Raw genomic sequence first — 17,132 nt, 5'->3', positions numbered from 1 at the left:
TATCGATTATATTTCATATCATGACAAACTCAATACTATTATGAGCCGCCTCACAATATACGGAATGGGTAAAATCGGCGGAGAAGTCGCCTATCTTGCGGCGGTACGCGGATTGGTCGACGAAATAGTCATTGCCGATGTTGTCCCCCAATTTCTCAACGCACAATATCTTGATCTGATACATACGGGAATCGACGTGAATATATCTACGGATTTAAGCGGAATGGGTGATTCGGATATCCTGCTCTTCGCCGCAGGTTTTGCGCGGACGCCGCAGATAAAGACACGTGCCGATCTCCTCAACGTGAACCTGCCCGTTGTCCGCGAGTTCTGTTCGCGGATAAAGAGCTCGGGATTTGACGGCACGGTCATTACGGTCACAAATCCCATGGACGCGCTGAACTACTTCATCTTCAGGGAATCCGGGCTGCCGCGGGGCAGATGCCTGGGTTTCGGCGGTCAGCTCGACCTTGCACGCATGAAGATATTCCTTAAGGAACGCGGGCTTCCCCATGACGGCGCATGGATTCTGGGCGAGCACGGCGAGTTTCAGGTTCCGGTCTTCTCCGGCATTATCGGCGGAGGCGACGGCAAAGCCTTCCCCGCATCTTTGCGCGACGAGATACAGGCGCAGATGCGCGGCGCAAGCATGCCGGTGATTCAAGGCAAGGGCGGAACGGTCTTCGGACCGGCATACCATATCTCGAATCTCATCGATGCGGTAATCCGCGACAGAAAAGAGGTCATCCCATGCTCCTGTGTTCTCGACGGCGAATACGGACTCCATGACCTCTCGATATGCGTGCCCGCAAGAATAGGCAGGTCGGGCGTTGAGGAGATTGTCGAACGCCCTCTGGATGAATGGGAGAGCGGGAAATTTGCGGACGCTGCACGGCATTTAAAGGAGCTGTGCGGGAAGGCCGAATGAAACAGAGCAGTCTGGAGACGTTCGGAGATTCGGGAGTTGCGGTTCCCGATGAGAGCGGTAGCGGCAATAACGGCAGTCCCTCGGTCTCCGACGGCAGACTCCGCATTGCCGTAAATCAGGTCGAATACTCAAACACTGCCGAAGGAACGGTAATTCATATCTTCGGGCGCGATGAATCGAAAGCGGCAAGCGAGATCGTTGTCACGGGATTCCGACCGTATTTCTATGTCCTGCGCCGCGATCTCGACTCGAGAGACATCCCGGGCGACTGTGAAGCCGATACGGAAAACAGTTACAAATCAATCCGCGGCGAAGACCTCGTAAGAATCTACACCCGGAAACCCGGCGACGTAAAGACGATTCGCGAAGATTATCACCATTTTGAAGCCGATATTCCGTTTGCGACACGCTTCATGATTGACACGGGTATCACGGGCGGCATCAGCGTCCCCGAAGGAAAAAATCCCGTGCATTTCTCCGAGATTGAGCCTTGCACCGTGAATGCGCCGGCAAGAATCTGCTTCATGGATATCGAGTGCGAGGACTGCAACGGCTTCCCCAACCCCGAAAGCGAAAGAATCAACTGCATAACGGCGTGGGACTCCTTTGACGACCACTACACGGTCTTTTACTGGCATCCCGACGCCAAAAAAGAGGAATATTGCAGCGCGCTGATAAGTGAGACCGAGAAGTTTTTGGAGGAGTCGGGCAGCGCCGCATCGGGAAGATGCACAATACGCATATTCCAAAGCGAATACCTTCTCCTTCTGGGACTCTCGGAATACGTCGCCGGGAAAGACCCCGATGTTCTCTCGGGCTGGAACTTCGTCGACTTCGATATCCCCTATATCTTAAAGCGCATGGAGATGCTCAAGATCCCCGAAGATTCCCTCTCGCGACTTCCGGGCGCAGGCGCAAGAAATCCCGCACGCGGCAGATCGGTCTTCGATCTCCTCACGGCATACAAGAAGATTCAGGGCTCGAGAAAGGAATCATACAGACTCGATGCCGTCGGCGAAGACGAACTCGGCGAAGGCAAGGTCAGATATACGGGCACGATCTGCGACCTATGGCACGGCAGCCCCGCAAAACTCATAGAATACAATATCAAGGACGTGGAACTCTGCGTCGGCATCAACAGAAAGAACAATATCATCGAGTTCTACCGTGAGATTGCCCGATATGTCGGCTGCCCCCTTGACAGAACGCTGAATTCGTCAAATATAATCGATATCTTCGTTCTGAAGAAGGCATTCGGCAGATATGTCCTCCCGTCGAAAGGTTTTGCCGATGCCGAAGAGTTCGAGGGCGCAACCGTCTTCGATCCGTCTCTGGGCGTAAAGGAGAACGTCGTTGTGCTCGACCTGAAATCCCTCTATCCGATGTGCATGATGACCATCAACGCGTCGCCGGAGACAAAGAGCCGCGACGGAGAACTCCGCGCTCCAAACGGCATCCGCTTCAGGAAAGAACCCGACGGACTTACGAGGAGTATTATAAGCGACCTTCTGAAAGAGAGGGACGAGAAGAAGGCGCTGAGAAACACCTTCGAATACGGCTCCTACGAGTATGGACTCTACGATATTCAGCAGAATGTCCTCAAGGTCATCATGAACACCTACTACGGCGTGAGCGGCTATGCAAGGTTCAGGCTCTATGACCGCGAGATAGGTTCGGCGGTCACCTCGGTCGGGCGCGCAATCATAGACCATACAAAGCGTGTCATCGAAGGACTCGGATACACGGTCATCTACGGCGATACCGATTCGTGTATGATTCAGCTTGCAGAGAACGGCACGACACTCACTCTCGAGGAGACGATAAGCAAAGCGCGGGCAATAGAGAAAGTTCTCAACGAGTCCTATTCGGGATTTGCGAAGGAGACACTCGGCGCCGATTCCCACTACTTCTCGATTAAGTTCGAGAAGATCTACCGCCGTTTCTTCCAGGCGGGCAAAAAGAAGCGTTACGGCGGTCTTCTGGTCTGGAAAGAGGGACAGGAAGTCGAGAAGATTGACATCACCGGCTTTGAGATAAAACGAAGCGACTCTCCGCACATTACTAAAGAGGTACAGCACACCGTAATCGAGATGATCCTGAAGGGCAGCGGAAAGAAGGAACTGAAGGAGTATCTCTCCGGCGTAATCAAAACATACCGCAAAGGCGGCTACAGCCTTGAGGACATCGGAATCCCGGGCGGTCTCGGAAAAGAACTTACCGCCTACGGCAATCAGGACGCCCATGTCCGCGGCGCTCTGTATTCCAACGCCAATCTGGGTACGGATTTCAAGCGCGGCAGTAAACCCAAACGCGTCTATATCAAGGCGGTTACCGGCAAATACCCGCAGACCGATGTCCTCGACTTCGAGTATGCCGATCAGGTGCCCCCCGAGTTCGTCATAGACCTTGAGACAATGCTTGACAAGAGCATAAAACAGCCCATATCGAGGATCATCGAGGCGATCGGCATGACCTGGAACGACGTCGATCCATCGAGAACGACACTCTTCGATTTCGGAATGTAAGATCCCGAAACAATTTCTAACAATATCTCCAAAACAAATTCCAAAACAAATTCCAAAACAAATTCCAAGATACGGACCGGTTAAAGATGCAAAACGGCACACACAACGAAATCACCTGCAACGTTATAACCTGCAACGGTATAACCCGCAACGGTTCTGCCCCGGCGGATCTCTCGGATTTCCCGGATTTCTCGATTCGCGGCTGGATGGAGCATGACGGCGTCATTCTCTCCGATGAAGAGATAAAAGCGCTCTTCGTCGCCGCCGGCAAAGGAAACCGCGAAGCGCTCACGAAGATCTGCGAATGCGGCGGCGAGTTCCTTGTTCACTGCGGCGATATCCGTGCGCGTGATCTCATGGGTCTCATGCAGAGCGATATCGTCCCGCCGGCGCGTGTCGTCGGATATTCGTCCGATTCGGGTGATTGCGGCGCAGTTGCCGAACTCGGCACGATTAATCCCGTGCATGCGGATGAAGATTTGAGTCTTGAAGAGGCGATAACCGCCGCGGTTGCACTGCGCAGGAAAGACAGCGTTGTCGCGTTCTCCGGCGGCGTCGACTCCGCACTGCTTGCGAAACTTGCGGATCGCCCCTGCGTCACCGTCGGACTTGCGGGTTCGCATGACCTCATGCATGCCCGCGAAGCGGCGGAAAGTATAGGACTTCAAGACGCAAACTTTATTGAAATACCGCGTGAAGATGTTAAAAAAGCACTCCGTGCAGTCATTCCCGTGATACCCGTAAAAACGCCGGTTGAGGTCTCGATTGCCGCGACAATGTATTTTGTAACCAAATGGGCAGGCGAGAACGGTTACGGAAGAGTCGTTGCGGGGCAGGGTGCCGACGAGCTCTTCGGAGGTTACGCACGGTATCGCGAATGCGAATCCGCGGAAGCGGTTGCAGATACTCTGAAAAAGGACTTTGACGGACTTTACATGCAGATAAGACGCGATCAGAGTGTTGCCGCGGATAACGGCGTCTACATATCCTGCCCCTATCTCGACAGCCGCGTTCTGCGCGCTTCACGTGCAATCGACCCGTCCGAAATGGTCCGCGGGGGTATTGCCAAATATCCTCTGCGCGCGGTTGCATCTCATAATATGGATGATGAATTTGCATTTTACGGCAAGAAAGCCATGCAGTACGGTAGCGGCATCATGAAAGAAATACAGAAACTTGCACGGGAAAACGGTTATAAAAAATCGGTACAACGGTATATAGATTACTTAATTTGAGGTTCTTGTAAGAATGGTCTCTGAAGAAGAAGTTGAATCAATAGCAAAACTTGCTGATATCACAATCGAAAAGGAAAAACTGGCGGGATTCACGAGCCGGTTCAACGATATTCTGGAATATTTCGATATACTCGATCAGGTCGCACCCGACGAAACGACGAAGGACGACCTGTATAATGTATTGCGCGAGGATGAGGTCATGCCCTCGCTCACGCAGGAAGAAGCCCTCGTAAACTCCGGCGAGACCGAAGAGGGCTATATCAAGTCGCCGAAGGTGATGTAAGTGCGCTACAGGTTTGACGCAGAGGACGGGAACAATGCGTTCATCACCATCGTCAGGGATGCGGAATACAAAGAGGGCGGCGTGTTAAGCGGCATCCCCGTAGCCGTCAAGGACAATATCTCGACAAAGGGCATTCCGACCACATGCGGCTCGAAGATCCTCGAGGGCTATGTCCCGCCTTATGATGCGCATGCCGTCGCCATGATAAAGGAGGCGGGCGCGGTCATAGTCGGCAAGACCAATATGGACGAGTTCGGTATGGGAACAACGACCGAGAACTCCGCGTATTTCCCGACGACAAACCCCTGCGACAGGACCTGCGTCCCGGGCGGTTCATCGGGAGGAAGCGCCGCGGCGATTGCGTCGGACATGGTTCCGATGGCTCTCGGCAGCGATACCGGCGGCTCAATCAGGTGTCCTGCGGCATTCTGCGGCATAGTCGGTCTCAAGCCCACATACGGACGTGTCTCAAGGTTCGGGCTCATAGCATACTCGAACTCGCTCGAACAGATAGGTCCGATGGCAAAGAACGTGACCGACGTCTCAAAACTCATGGAAGTAATCTCAAAACCCGATATATACGATTCAACAGCTTATAACAGACCGTATGTACACACCCCGAGCGCTCAGATAAAGGGAAAGAAGATCGCGGTTCCGAAGGAATACTTCGGCGAAGGTGTCGACGATAAGGTCGCCGACTGTGTCCGCGGCGCAATCTCCAAGCTCGAAGAGATGGGTGCTGAGATAATCGACTGCTCGATTCCGAGCATGAAATATGCACTTGCGGCATACTACGTCACATGCACGAGCGAGGCATCCTCGAACCTCTCCAGATTCGACGGCGTAAGGTTCGGACCCAAGGTCGAGATGAAGAGGAGCTGGCATGACGAATACCGCGACTACCGCGGAGAGAGATTCGGAGAAGAGGTTCAGAGAAGAATCCTTCTCGGAACATTCGCTTTAAGCGCTGGTTACTACGGAAAATACTACGCAAAGGCACAGGTGGCGCGTTCCAACATAAGAAACGATTTCCTCAGAGTCCTCAACGAAGCCGACCTGATTGCGGGTCCGACAATGCCCAACACCGCCTTTAAGATCGGCGAAAAATCGTCCAATCCGCTCGAGATGTATCTTGCCGATATCCTTACTGTCCCGGCAAACCTCGCTGGCGTTCCCGCAATCTCGGTGCCGTGCGGCAAGGTCGGCGGCATGCCGGTGGGACTTCAGATAATCGGCAGACACTTCGACGAAGAGAGTGTCGTCGATGCGGCATTTGCTTATGAACAGGAGGTAAACTGAATGTCCGATTCAAACTCAGGCTGCGGCTGCGGATGCGGCGACGGCAAAGGCTGCGCGGGTGCGGCAAAGCCGTCCGAGAAGGATGTCAAGGACCTTAAAGTCATCATAGGTCTCGAGATTCACTGCCAGTTGAACACAAAGACAAAACTCTTCTGCGGATGTTCCGCCGATTTCCGTGACGACGCCCCGAACACCCACGTCTGCCCGATATGTCTGGGACTTCCGGGTGCACTGCCCAAGCTCAACAAGCAGGCGGTAATCTATGCGCTTAAGGTCGCAAAAGCCCTCAACCTTGAGATCTCCGAGGTATCCGAGTTCTCGAGAAAGAACTACTTCTACCCCGACCTGCCGAAAGGCTATCAGATCAGTCAGTACGACAAACCGATAGCCCTTCGCGGAAAGATGACGGTAGACGATGACGAAGGACACGAGAAGGTCATCAGAATCACGAGAATACACCTCGAGGAAGACCCGGGAAGGCTGGTTCACAAGATCTCGCGCGACCGTGCGGGCTATACCCTTGTCGACTACAACCGTTCCTCAATCCCGCTTATCGAGATAGTAACCGAACCCGACCTTTCGTCACCCAAGGAAGCCAGACGTTTCCTCAACAAACTCCGCGCGACCCTCGAATATCTGGATGTCTTCGACGGCGAAAAAGAGGGTTCAATCCGTGTCGACGCAAACATCTCGCTCGAAGGTCACAACCGTGTCGAGTGTAAGAACATCTCTTCCTACAAAGGCGTCGAGAAAGCGCTCACCTTTGAGATAACAAGGCAGAGAAACCTCATCCGCAGAGGTCAGGAGATTGTGCAGGAGACCCGTCACTTCCTCGAAGGCCGCGGCATAACCACGGGTTCAAGGAGCAAGGAGGACGAGAACGACTACCGCTACTTCCCCGAGCCCGATCTTAAGCCGCTTCGCGTAAAGGACTGGGCGGATAAGATTGAACTTCCCGAACTGCCGGATGCAAAGCGCGAGAGGTTCATGAGCCAGTACAAGATCTCGGTCAACCACGCAAAGACCCTTGTCGGCGACATAAAGGTTGCCGACTTCTATGAAGGCATACTGAAGAATCCGGCAATCTCGAAGGAGACCGAACTTGCGGCGACATGGGTCTGCGACACCCTTCTCGGAGAACTCTATTACCGCGACATGAAGATTGACGCCGTTCCGCGCGAATGCTTTGCCGACCTTGTCGCGCTTCTCAAGGACAAGAAGGTCACGGACAAGGTCGCCGTCGATGTCCTGCGTGCAATGCTCGACGATATTCACGAGGGCAGAAAATGCGCCATGCCGTCCGAGACCGTCGAGAAATCCGGACTCGGCAAAGGAAGCGACGACGAGTTCACCGAGATAATTAAGAAGGTCGTCGCCGCAAACCCGCAGGCGGTTGCCGATTACCACAGCGGCAAAGGAAATGCGATAAACTTCATAGTCGGTCAGATTATGAAAGAGACCAAGGGCAGAGCCGACCCAAAGAGTCTCAACAAACTTATCGTCGATTACATTGCCTCGATGGAGTGAGGGAAGAATGCACCTGATTATAGCCGAGAAGAATATTGTCGCCCAGAGAATTGCCGGTCTCCTCTCCGAGGGCGGCAGGGTGACCGCCGAGAAGGACGGCGGTGTCAGCATATATCATTTCGGTGACTCGGTGGCCATGGGTCTTAAGGGTCACGTTGTCGAGATCGACTTCGAGGAAGGATATACGAACTGGCGAAGTGAGGTGCACACTCCGAGAACCCTTATCGACGCGGGTATCGTCAAGAAAGCAACGGAAAAGAAGATAGTTGCGCTCATAAAGAAATTTGCCAAAAAAGCCGACCTTGTCACCATAGCAACGGATTATGACCGTGAAGGAGAGCTCATCGGCAAGGAAGCCTATGAGATTGTCAGAAGCGCAAACAGGGACGTTACCGTCAACCGTGCCATATTCTCGGCAATCACGAAACCGGAGATTGCGGCGGCGTTCGAGAATCCCACAACCGTAGACTTCGATCTCGCGGCTGCGGGAGAGGCAAGGCAGGAGATTGACCTTGTATGGGGTGCATCCCTTACGAGATTCATCAGTATTGCGGCAAAGCGCGGCGGCAACAATATCTTAAGCGTGGGTCGTGTCCAGAGCCCGACACTCGGCATGATAGTCGACAGGGAGAAGGAGATTGAGGCATTCGTTCCGACTCCGTACTGGATGCTCTCGGTGATGTCGGAGAAAGCGGGCGAGCCTTTCGAGGCAAGGCATACGACCGGCAAGTTCTGGGACAAAGCGGAGGCAAAGACCGCCGAGGCGAACACGAAGGCGCCGCTCACGGTTACCGACGTAAAAGAAGGCGTGAGGAGCGATTCGGCACCTTCGCCGTTTGACACGACTGGATATATCGTCGCAGCAGGCAGACTGGGCCTGAGTGCCTCGAATGCGATGAGAATCGCTGAAGAACTCTACATGAACGGTTTTATCTCGTATCCGAGAACGGATAACACAATCTATCCGAAATCCCTTGACCTTGACGCAATCCTTAACGACCTCAAGAAGAGTCCGTTCAAGAGCGATGTCGAATGGACCGAGAAGAACCGTCGCGCACAGCCCACGAGCGGTAAGAAGTCCAGCACCGACCACCCGCCGATTCATCCGGCAGGCGCGGCAAATCCGTCGATGATGGATGAGCAGTCATGGAAGGTCTACGAACTCGTTGTCAGAAGATTCCTGGCAACGCTCTCCCCCGATGCGAGATGGAAGACGCTCAAGATTATGTTCGATGCCGGCGGCGAGGAATACACCTCGACGGGTCAGCGCCTCGAGGTCGAGGGTTACCGCCATGTCTACGGATACAGCCAGGCAAAAGAGCAGATTCTGCCCGAGATGTCGGTCGGCGACAGACTGCCGGTAAACAAAATAGTTCTTGAGGATAAGGAGACGCTGCCGCCGGCGAGGTACTCCCAGAGCAAACTGATTCAGCAGATGGAAGAGCTCGGTCTCGGAACAAAATCGACGCGCCACGATGTCATAGGAAAACTGGTCTCACGACGCTATGTCGAGGAAAACCCGCTCAAGCCGACCCTTGTCGGAAAAGCCGTCACCGAGACACTTGAGGAGTATGCAAGCCTCATCACAAAGCCCGATATGACCCAGACCCTTGAGCGCCATATGGAGGATATCAAGAAGGGCGACAAGACGAAGGACGGCGTCGTCGAGGAGTCAAAGAAGATGCTCCACCGCATCTTCGACGAACTCGAGGCAAACGAGGAGAATATCGGCAACGAGATAATGGACAGGACAGCGGAGGAGCGCATCATCGGTAAGTGTCCTATCTGCGGTCAGAGCCTCATGCTCAAGACATCCAAGGGAATGGCGCAGTTTATCGGCTGCAACGGCTATCCCGACTGCTCCTTCAATATAGGTCTTCCGTCGGCACAGTGGGGCAAGGCAATCCGCGACGATAAGGTCTGCGAGATTCACGGACTCAATCACATCAGACTCATCAGAAAAGGCTCAAGACCGTGGGATATCGGCTGCCCGCTCTGCAGTCACATCAACTCCAACCGCGAGTCCTTAAGCATGATGGCGTCCATCAACGAAGAGCTGATAACAAAACTGCACAATGCGCATATCTACTCGGTTTACGAGATTGCGAACATCTCAAAGCAGGAACTCTGCGGGAAGACAGGCATCTCGGAGGGAACCGCGGAGACACTTATCTGGGACGCAAAGGATGTCCTCGAGATACTCAGAAAGCGCTCCGAGCTCAAGAAGTTCGTGCGCTCGGTCATCCCGCCCAGACGCGGACGCAGTCACGCCAAGGTCACCGGCGCCATGATAGAAGGGGGTATCGGCGATATCGCATCTCTTGCCGATACGAAGAAGCAGGTTCTCATGAAGATGTTCCTGAGCGAGCAGGAGGCTGAGTCCCTCATCTATCAGGCAAAGTGCATCCACAACAAGGCCTTCCTCAAGAGTCTGGGCATTCCCGCCGTCAGCCTCAAGAAATACATGGACGCCGGATTTGTCAGCGCCGACGACTTCGTGAATGCGCATCCCGCATACCTCAGCGAAAAGACGGGCATCAATATCGAGACCGTGTATAAGCACACGGCACCGGTCTATGAGGCACGCGGCGTAAAACAGCCCGCGAAGATCAGCAAAAAGGCGTTTGAGGCAGGGCGCGAAGAGCTTCTGAAAGTCAAGGGTATAGGCGAGGCAATGCTTGAAAAGTTATATTTTGCAGGCATTACAGATATTTCAGCACTGAAATCCGCGAATACCGGCGAGTTGTCCAAGACTCTGGGTATATCCGCGGACAAACTCGAAAAGATAATCTCGGAGATTTGATGATTTTTAAGACGGTGATAATATGAAAGAGGATTGGAAGAACTGGAGACATATAACGAAACTTGATCCCGACAAGGAGATGCCAAAAGAGTCCGTTGCCGACATTGTCACAAGCGGCACCGACGCTCTCATGCTCTCGGGAACTCTCAACGTTACGAAAGAGAATCTCACTCAGCTGCGCGAGCAGGTAAAGGAATATGACGTTCCCATGGTTGTCGAGCCCGCGGACCCGAGCGGTGCCATCTTCGAGGGTGTCAGCGGTCTCTTCGTACCGAGTGTCCTTAACACGCCCGACCCGACATGGTTCATAGGAAAGCACTCCTACTGGGTGAAGAAAGATAAGAACATCAGGTGGGATATGGTCGTTCCCGAGGCGTATATCGTCCTGAATCCGAACTCATCCGTGGGACGCGTAACTCACGCCGTATGCGACCTTAAAGCCGAGGATGTCTCCGCGATTGCCGCGGTTGCCGACCGCTATTACAACTTCCCCGTTGTCTATATCGAATATTCGGGAACATACGGAAACCCGGAGATTGTAAAGAGCGTCTCCGAGACCGTGGAGAACTCGCGCCTCTTCTACGGCGGCGGCATCAACTGCGCCGCAAAAGCCGCGGAGATGGGCAAATACGCGGATACAATCGTGGTCGGCAATGCCGTCTACGAAGAAGGCGCGGCGGCACTGAAAGAGACAATAAAAGCAGTCAGATAATTTTCTTTTTTTTATGCCCGAGATAGAGATAGTACTGGTTGAACCGTTGTATGAGGGCAATATCGGTTTTACCGCCCGCGTTATGAAAAACTTCGGGTTTAACAACCTGACTCTCATAAATCCGCCTCCGATAGGGGATGACGCCATTGCCCGTTCCTCGCATGCCCGAGATGTCCTTGAGGGTGCCAGGATCGTATCCTCGCTCGATGAGGTAATCGAGAAGAGCAATGTCCTGATTGCCACCACGGGCGCGGTCTCAAAGACGGTGACGCATGCCATGAGGATGCCCTACTATACGCCTCATGAGATCAGGGGTATCATAGAGAAGATTGACGGGCGCGTCTCGATTCTCTTCGGGCGCGAGAACTGGGGTCTTTCGAACGAGGAGATAGCGAAGTGCGATATCATCTGCACCATACCCACCTCGGACATATATCCTATTGTAAACATATCCCATGCCGTGGGTATACTCGTCTATGAGCTTGCAAACCTCCCCCGCGGCGAATACACCACCGCATCAAGGCAGGAGATGGACTCGCTCTACGCGCATTTCGATGAGTTTCTCACGGCAATCGGTCATGACGCCCATAAACGCGCCAATACCCTTGTGATGCTGAGGCGCATACTCGGCAGGGCAAATCTCACAATCCGCGAGGCCTCGACCCTTCACGGTCTGCTGAGGAAGGCGGAGTATGTCATGCACAACGGCGGCAGGCTCCCGAATGAGGATGCGGACGATGGAGACTGTGAACCTGATGAACCCGATGAGCCCTATAAAGACGATGAAGACGATGACGCCGCTTATGAAAATAAGTGTTGAAATAGGTGTTGACCCGAAATTATGTGAGTGATGCAATATGACGGCAAGAGAAATAGTGAATTTTCTTACGGAACATGCGGGCAGAAAGACGGTCTCGTTCCACATGCCCGGACATAAAGGCTCGGCTATCTATCGGAGATACGGGTTCGGAGAGTTTCTTGACAATATCATGGACTGCGACATTACCGAGATCCCGGGCGCCGACAATCTCTTTCAGACCGAAGGTATATTAAAAGCCGCACAGGATGGGTATGCTTCGTTATACGGCGCAAAGAAGTCGTATCTCCTCATAAACGGCACGAGCGGCGGTGTGATTGCGGCGATAACGGCGGCGGTTCCGAAGGGCAAAAAGCTGATTATGGCAAGAAACTGCCACAAATCAATCTACAACGCGCTTATCCTCGGCGGAATCGAGCCGGTATACGCTTACCCCGAGATGGTGGAGGAATACGGCATTGCGGGCGAAATAACCGCCGGCGAGATTGAGAGACTCCTCACCGAAAATCCCGATGCCGAAGCCGTTATACTGCCGTCTCCGAACTACTACGGCATATGCTCGGATATAAGGAAGATTGCCGGGACCGTCCACAGGCACGGCAAAGTCCTCATAGTCGATCAGGCGCACGGTGCGCACCTTAAGTTCTTCAGCGAGTGCGGGTATTCGGATATGCCCGAGTCCGCCGAGGAGCAGGGCGCGGATATTGTCGTCAACTCAATCCACAAGACGCTCGCATCTTTCACTCAGAGCGCCGTCTTAAACCTCATGAGCGACCGCGTCGACAACTACACGCTTGAGGACAGACTTCAGATGATACAGTCCACAAGCCCCTCGTATCTCCTGATGGCATCGCTGGATATCAATGCCGCACTTCTTGCCGAACATAAGACCGAACTCATGAAGGAATGGCATGATGCGCTCACGGATTTCTACCGCGAGGCTTTGAACATCCGTGGACTCAGCGTCATCGGCAATCCGTTTGACAGCCGCGTCAGGGTTAATCTCGACATCACGAAGATAAACCTCGACATGAGCGCCCTCGGACTCAGTGCCGCCGAACTCGAGGAGAAACTCATGGCACGCGGCATATATGCGGAGCTTACGACCGGCAGTATTCTCATGTGCATGACCGGCATAGGAAATACCGCGGAGCACCTCGGGAGGCTTGCCGATGCTCTCAAAGAGATAAGCGGTGAGTGCCTCGCAGGCGCTCCCGAGAGCGGCAAGATCTCGGCGGCATCGGCACTTAACAGGGTCTTTGAGGTCAGGCTTGAGCTGCGCCCCATTCCTGCCGAAAGGGAACGCATACCGCTTGCTCAGGGTGCCGGAAGGGTCTGTGCCTCCTCGATAATTCCCTATCCGCCCGGCATCCCCTTCGTCTGTCCGGGTGAGGTTCTCACCCCCGAAGTTATCGAATATATCAAAGATCTCAGGTGCGCAGGCGAAAAGGTCATCGGAGTGAACGATAAAGGCGAGATAACGGTCGGCAAAAATAACTGAAAAATAAATAATATTTTTTGAATATTTCTCATAATATCTTTGGTACGGCGTGCATATCGGATTTCCGCAGCACACGGCGCTTAACTGTCTTTTTTGAGTCCTTTATATCCGCGGACATTCTGCTTTTCGTAACTAATTTCCGGTAAGCCGACCCGCTGTGCGCGAGTGAAAATCCACTAGGAGATGTACGAACTGTCTCTCTAAAAATCCAAAAACTATTTACACCTCCTGTGGTCACGGATACCCTTTTCTGACATAATCTGAGTAGTTTTATCTTCGCGCATAACGTTTAGAAGTCCATAAATCAGGCTATAATTCATTCTTTCACAAGGGACAGTTTTAAGAACTCAAAGGACTATTTACTAATGTAATCTCAGAACCGCATTAAGCGGGGGTTGGTAGATTCCTGTACATTCATGCTATCCGAACTGAAAAGGGGTGTGTGTTATGGGTCCAGAAGAAAAGAAAGAAGTCGTTATGGAATCAGCTGTATTCGAGAAATACGAAAGCAATGTCAGATCGTACTGCCGTAAATATCCTGTTGTTTTTTCAAAAGCCAAAGGCTCTTTATTATTTGATCAGAACGGGAACGAATACATTGATTTCTTATGTGGAGCAGGCAGCTGCAACTATGGTCATAACAATGACTATATCAAAGGAAAAGTTATCGAATATCTGCAGAATGACGGACTGATCCACGGTCTGGATATGTATTCTGTTGCAAAGGGCGAATTCATAGAATGTCTGCAGAATTCCGTACTGATTCCGCGTGGTTATGACTATAAAGTCCTGTTCCCGGGACCCACAGGTACTAACTCGGTTGAAGTAGCATTAAAGATCGCCAGAAAAGTAAAGGGACGTTCAAATATCCTCGCACTCATGGGCGGATTTCACGGAATGTCGCTCGGTTCTCTTGCGCTTACCACCGAAAGAACGGCAAGGGACGCCTGCGGAGTCGCGCTCGGCAACGTAACCCATGTTCCGCACCCTTCGATGATGAAGAACTTCGACACCATCGAATACATAGACATGCTGCTTACCGATGACCACAGCGGCGTTGACAAACCCGCGGCAATAATCGTCGAAGCGGTTCAGGGCGAAGGCGGAATCAATATCCTTTCCAACGAGTGGCTCATCAGAATCAGAGAGCTCTGCGACAAGCACGACATGCTTCTCATCCTCGACGATATCCAGACGGGATGCTGCAGAACGGGAGGCTTCTTCTCCTTCGAGCGTGCGGGCATAAAGCCCGATATCGTCGTAATGGCGAAGTCAATAGGCGGCATGGGACTTCCCTGCGCAATTACGCTCGTGAAGCCCGAGTATGATGTTCTCTTACCCGGCGAGCACAACGGCACTTTCAGAGGTTTCCAGCCGGCATTTGTGGCGGGCAAGGCGGCTATCGAACTTATGCTCCGCGACAACCTCGAGGCGGAGTCCGTCCGCAAGGGTAAGATTATCGAGGAGTTCCTTGCAAACCGCCTTCCTGCAATCGACGGCAGACTCACATACCGCGGACTCGGTGTCATGTGGGGCATAGACTGCGGCGAGATGCCTACCGGAACATCCCAGAATATCAGAAAGCTCTGTTTCGAGAACGGACTTATCCTTGAGCTTTCCGGAAGAGAGGATACGGTAATTAAGATCATGCCTCCGGTTACGGTGCCCGACGGTATTCTCATGCAGGGACTCGAGATCCTCATGAAAGCGATAGCCGAGGAGATCAATACAACAAAAAATGCGTCGATAATTGCCCAGCTCGGTAGCGTAAAGGACACCTGCTGAAGCAATTAATCGAAATCCTTTATTTCGCAATTCCCGCACGGGATAGCGAAATCCGACAAACACAAACCAACCCGAAAACGACATACCTACAAAAGAAAAAACGGATACCAAACTGATACCAAACGGATATCATAAAATCCGAATTTTCAATATTTTTCGTTTTTTTTTCGCAACTTAATTCATCGGACAGGGCTTTCCGCTGATACGTTTTTTGCGGAAGTGTTCATGGTCATTCAATTGATAAAGGCTAATAAATTTTAATGTCCTATAGTTAGATAGTTGGATAACCATGATCCTTGTTGACCGTGAGATAAAGAGTACGATTGAGGGCGGTTTTTTAAAGATAGATCCTTACGATCCCAAACTTGTTCAGCCGAATTCACTGGATATACGTCTCGGAGAACATTTCGTCTGGTATGAAGAGAGCGACGATATAATCGACCCCTATGAAGCGGAGACCGTATCCTCGCATGTCTGCGAGACACGCGGCAAATATTTCGACGTGTATCCCGGAAAGTTCATCCTTGCCGAGACCCTGGAGAGAATAACCCTTCCGGCAAACATCGTCGCAACCATCGAGGGAAAGAGCAGTATCGCACGTCTCGGCATATCCCTGCATCAGACAGGCGGATGGATTGATGCGGGCTTTTCGGGGACGATAACCCTTGAGATTGCAAACGTCAATCAGCGCCCTGTGCGACTTTATGCGGGAATGCCAATCGGACAGCTCGTATTTTATCAGACGGCAACGGCATCGAACCCTTACGGCTCAAAGGGCGATGCAAAATATCTCAATCAGAAAGACGCCACGCTCTCGCGCTATGCGATGAACAAGAAGAGAGTATAATCCCAATCGTTTTTTGCAGCCTTGTCAGCAGCAGCAAAAACAACAGCTTTCAATATATACACAGTTTTTTCAGAATCAACCGTCGGGCACTGTTTTTCATTTCATCGCATACAAGACGATTACTATAAATGTGAATAATGAGAGATATCTACGAAAGTGATTTATTATGTCTCATGATATTATTGGGAAAGCATTTACCTATACAAAAGACGGATTTTTAGGTGAATGGAAAAGATGGATACTCCTTTTAATCCTTGTATTCATTCAGGCGATTACATTCTACCTTGTCCCGGTCTTCAACGGATATCTCCTTAGAGTCGCGGGATCGAACGACAGTGCACCCGATGTCAACCAGTGGGTCAAGCTCTTCATAGACGGCTGGAAAGTTCTGATTGTGGAACTTATCTATATGCTGCCCGTGATTATCCTTGCAGTCGTATTCGGATTCCTGGCATTGGTTCCCGAATTGATGGTAATCGCATCCGGAGGCACGCCCAACGTCCAGATTTTACTTGGAATGGTTCTCAGTCTTGCAATCATATTCCTGGTCTCGATTATCATAACGCTCTTCCTGTTCATGGGTATTATCAGACTCGGTCAGACAGGCAAGCTCGGCGAAGCTTTCAACTTCGGCGCAATCAATAAGGCAATCTCAAGCGGAGTAGGCTGGCTGGGCTACATCGGCTACTGCATACTTCTGTGGATCATCATAGTCATCTACGGCATTGTAATCGGACTTTTAAACGTCATACCGATTGTGGGTCTGATTCTGGCGCTGATTATTACGCCGCTTGTCGCGGTGTTTTCCACATCGTGCATAAGAAACATCTACACTGCAGGTAACCAGTAAAACCAGACCCTGCAAACACT

General features: G+C 52.1%; 13 protein-coding genes. All 13 read left to right on the top strand.

Annotated elements, in window-relative coordinates:
* Nucleotides 1-40 precede the first annotated feature (40 nt).
* The 13 genes from T502_RS07285 (at nucleotide 41) to T502_RS07225 (ending at nucleotide 17,112) form a co-directional block, all read left to right on the top strand.
* Nucleotides 41-928, top strand: a complete 888-nt coding sequence (locus T502_RS07285; protein ID WP_042706520.1) for a malate dehydrogenase — start codon at nucleotides 41-43, stop codon at nucleotides 926-928.
* On the top strand, nucleotides 925-3,453 hold the full coding sequence (locus T502_RS07280) for a DNA-directed DNA polymerase (protein ID WP_084173135.1): 2,529 nt from the start codon (nucleotides 925-927) through the stop codon (nucleotides 3,451-3,453). Before T502_RS07285 ends, T502_RS07280 begins: the two co-directional genes overlap by 4 nt.
* An 86-nt stretch (nucleotides 3,454-3,539) precedes the next feature.
* On the top strand, nucleotides 3,540-4,688 hold the full coding sequence (locus T502_RS07275; RefSeq protein ID WP_245597782.1) for an asparagine synthase C-terminal domain-containing protein: 1,149 nt from the start codon (nucleotides 3,540-3,542) through the stop codon (nucleotides 4,686-4,688).
* 13 nt (nucleotides 4,689-4,701) lie between these two features.
* Complete coding sequence (gatC, locus tag T502_RS08950; RefSeq protein WP_042706519.1) at nucleotides 4,702-4,971, top strand: Asp-tRNA(Asn)/Glu-tRNA(Gln) amidotransferase subunit GatC; 270 nt, start codon at nucleotides 4,702-4,704, stop codon at nucleotides 4,969-4,971.
* The gene (gatA, locus tag T502_RS07265; RefSeq protein ID WP_042706518.1) at nucleotides 4,972-6,270 is read left to right on the top strand and encodes an Asp-tRNA(Asn)/Glu-tRNA(Gln) amidotransferase subunit GatA; all 1,299 of its coding nucleotides are present in this window, start codon (nucleotides 4,972-4,974) and stop codon (nucleotides 6,268-6,270) included.
* Nucleotides 6,271-7,797 (top strand): Asp-tRNA(Asn)/Glu-tRNA(Gln) amidotransferase subunit GatB, encoded by a 1,527-nt coding sequence (gene gatB / locus T502_RS07260; protein ID WP_084173133.1) that lies wholly within the window; start codon nucleotides 6,271-6,273, stop codon nucleotides 7,795-7,797.
* 7 nt (nucleotides 7,798-7,804) lie between these two features.
* Entirely contained in the window at nucleotides 7,805-10,600 is a 2,796-nt protein-coding gene (locus T502_RS07255) for a DNA topoisomerase I (protein ID WP_042706517.1), read from the top strand.
* A gap of 22 nt (nucleotides 10,601-10,622) precedes the next feature.
* The gene (locus tag T502_RS07250; protein ID WP_042706516.1) at nucleotides 10,623-11,312 is read left to right on the top strand and encodes a phosphoglycerol geranylgeranyltransferase; all 690 of its coding nucleotides are present in this window, start codon (nucleotides 10,623-10,625) and stop codon (nucleotides 11,310-11,312) included.
* Nucleotides 11,313-11,325: 13 nt separating this feature from the next.
* Nucleotides 11,326-12,132 (top strand): RNA methyltransferase, encoded by an 807-nt coding sequence (locus T502_RS07245; RefSeq protein ID WP_052359241.1) that lies wholly within the window; start codon nucleotides 11,326-11,328, stop codon nucleotides 12,130-12,132.
* A 37-nt stretch (nucleotides 12,133-12,169) separates the two neighbouring features.
* A complete protein-coding gene (locus tag T502_RS07240) occupies nucleotides 12,170-13,630 on the top strand; it encodes an aminotransferase class I/II-fold pyridoxal phosphate-dependent enzyme (protein ID WP_042706514.1) in 1,461 nt (486 codons plus the stop codon).
* A 447-nt stretch (nucleotides 13,631-14,077) separates the two neighbouring features.
* Nucleotides 14,078-15,415: an aspartate aminotransferase family protein gene (locus T502_RS07235; RefSeq protein WP_084173131.1), complete on the top strand. Its 1,338-nt coding sequence runs from the start codon at nucleotides 14,078-14,080 to the stop codon at nucleotides 15,413-15,415.
* Between the two features lie 289 nt (nucleotides 15,416-15,704).
* Nucleotides 15,705-16,262 (top strand): dCTP deaminase, encoded by a 558-nt coding sequence (gene dcd / locus T502_RS07230; protein ID WP_042706513.1) that lies wholly within the window; start codon nucleotides 15,705-15,707, stop codon nucleotides 16,260-16,262.
* 166 nt (nucleotides 16,263-16,428) lie between these two features.
* Complete coding sequence (locus T502_RS07225; RefSeq protein ID WP_042706512.1) at nucleotides 16,429-17,112, top strand: DUF4013 domain-containing protein; 684 nt, start codon at nucleotides 16,429-16,431, stop codon at nucleotides 17,110-17,112.
* Nucleotides 17,113-17,132: the final 20 nt, after the last annotated feature.

This window comes from Methanomicrobium mobile BP (assembly GCF_000711215.1).
GTDB classification, from domain to species: Archaea; Halobacteriota; Methanomicrobia; order Methanomicrobiales; family Methanomicrobiaceae; genus Methanomicrobium; species Methanomicrobium mobile.
The sequence above is the reverse complement of the archived record's forward strand: the minus strand, read 5'-3'. Positions and strand labels throughout refer to the sequence as shown.

Bases quoted from the DNA above. Each gene is read 5' to 3' on its own strand.
- T502_RS07285 (WP_042706520.1), top strand. From the start codon at position 41: ATGAGCCGCCTCACAATATACGGAATGGGTAAAATCGGCGGAGAAGTC.
- T502_RS07280 (WP_084173135.1), top strand. From the start codon at position 925: ATGAAACAGAGCAGTCTGGAGACGTTCGGAGATTCGGGAGTTGCGGTT.
- T502_RS07275 (WP_245597782.1), top strand. From the start codon at position 3,540: ATGCAAAACGGCACACACAACGAAATCACCTGCAACGTTATAACCTGC.
- gatC (WP_042706519.1), top strand. From the start codon at position 4,702: ATGGTCTCTGAAGAAGAAGTTGAATCAATAGCAAAACTTGCTGATATC.
- gatB (WP_084173133.1), top strand. From the start codon at position 6,271: ATGTCCGATTCAAACTCAGGCTGCGGCTGCGGATGCGGCGACGGCAAA.
- T502_RS07255 (WP_042706517.1), top strand. From the start codon at position 7,805: ATGCACCTGATTATAGCCGAGAAGAATATTGTCGCCCAGAGAATTGCC.
- T502_RS07250 (WP_042706516.1), top strand. From the start codon at position 10,623: ATGAAAGAGGATTGGAAGAACTGGAGACATATAACGAAACTTGATCCC.
- T502_RS07245 (WP_052359241.1), top strand. From the start codon at position 11,326: ATGCCCGAGATAGAGATAGTACTGGTTGAACCGTTGTATGAGGGCAAT.
- T502_RS07240 (WP_042706514.1), top strand. From the start codon at position 12,170: ATGACGGCAAGAGAAATAGTGAATTTTCTTACGGAACATGCGGGCAGA.
- T502_RS07235 (WP_084173131.1), top strand. From the start codon at position 14,078: ATGGGTCCAGAAGAAAAGAAAGAAGTCGTTATGGAATCAGCTGTATTC.
- dcd (WP_042706513.1), top strand. From the start codon at position 15,705: ATGATCCTTGTTGACCGTGAGATAAAGAGTACGATTGAGGGCGGTTTT.
- T502_RS07225 (WP_042706512.1), top strand. From the start codon at position 16,429: ATGTCTCATGATATTATTGGGAAAGCATTTACCTATACAAAAGACGGA.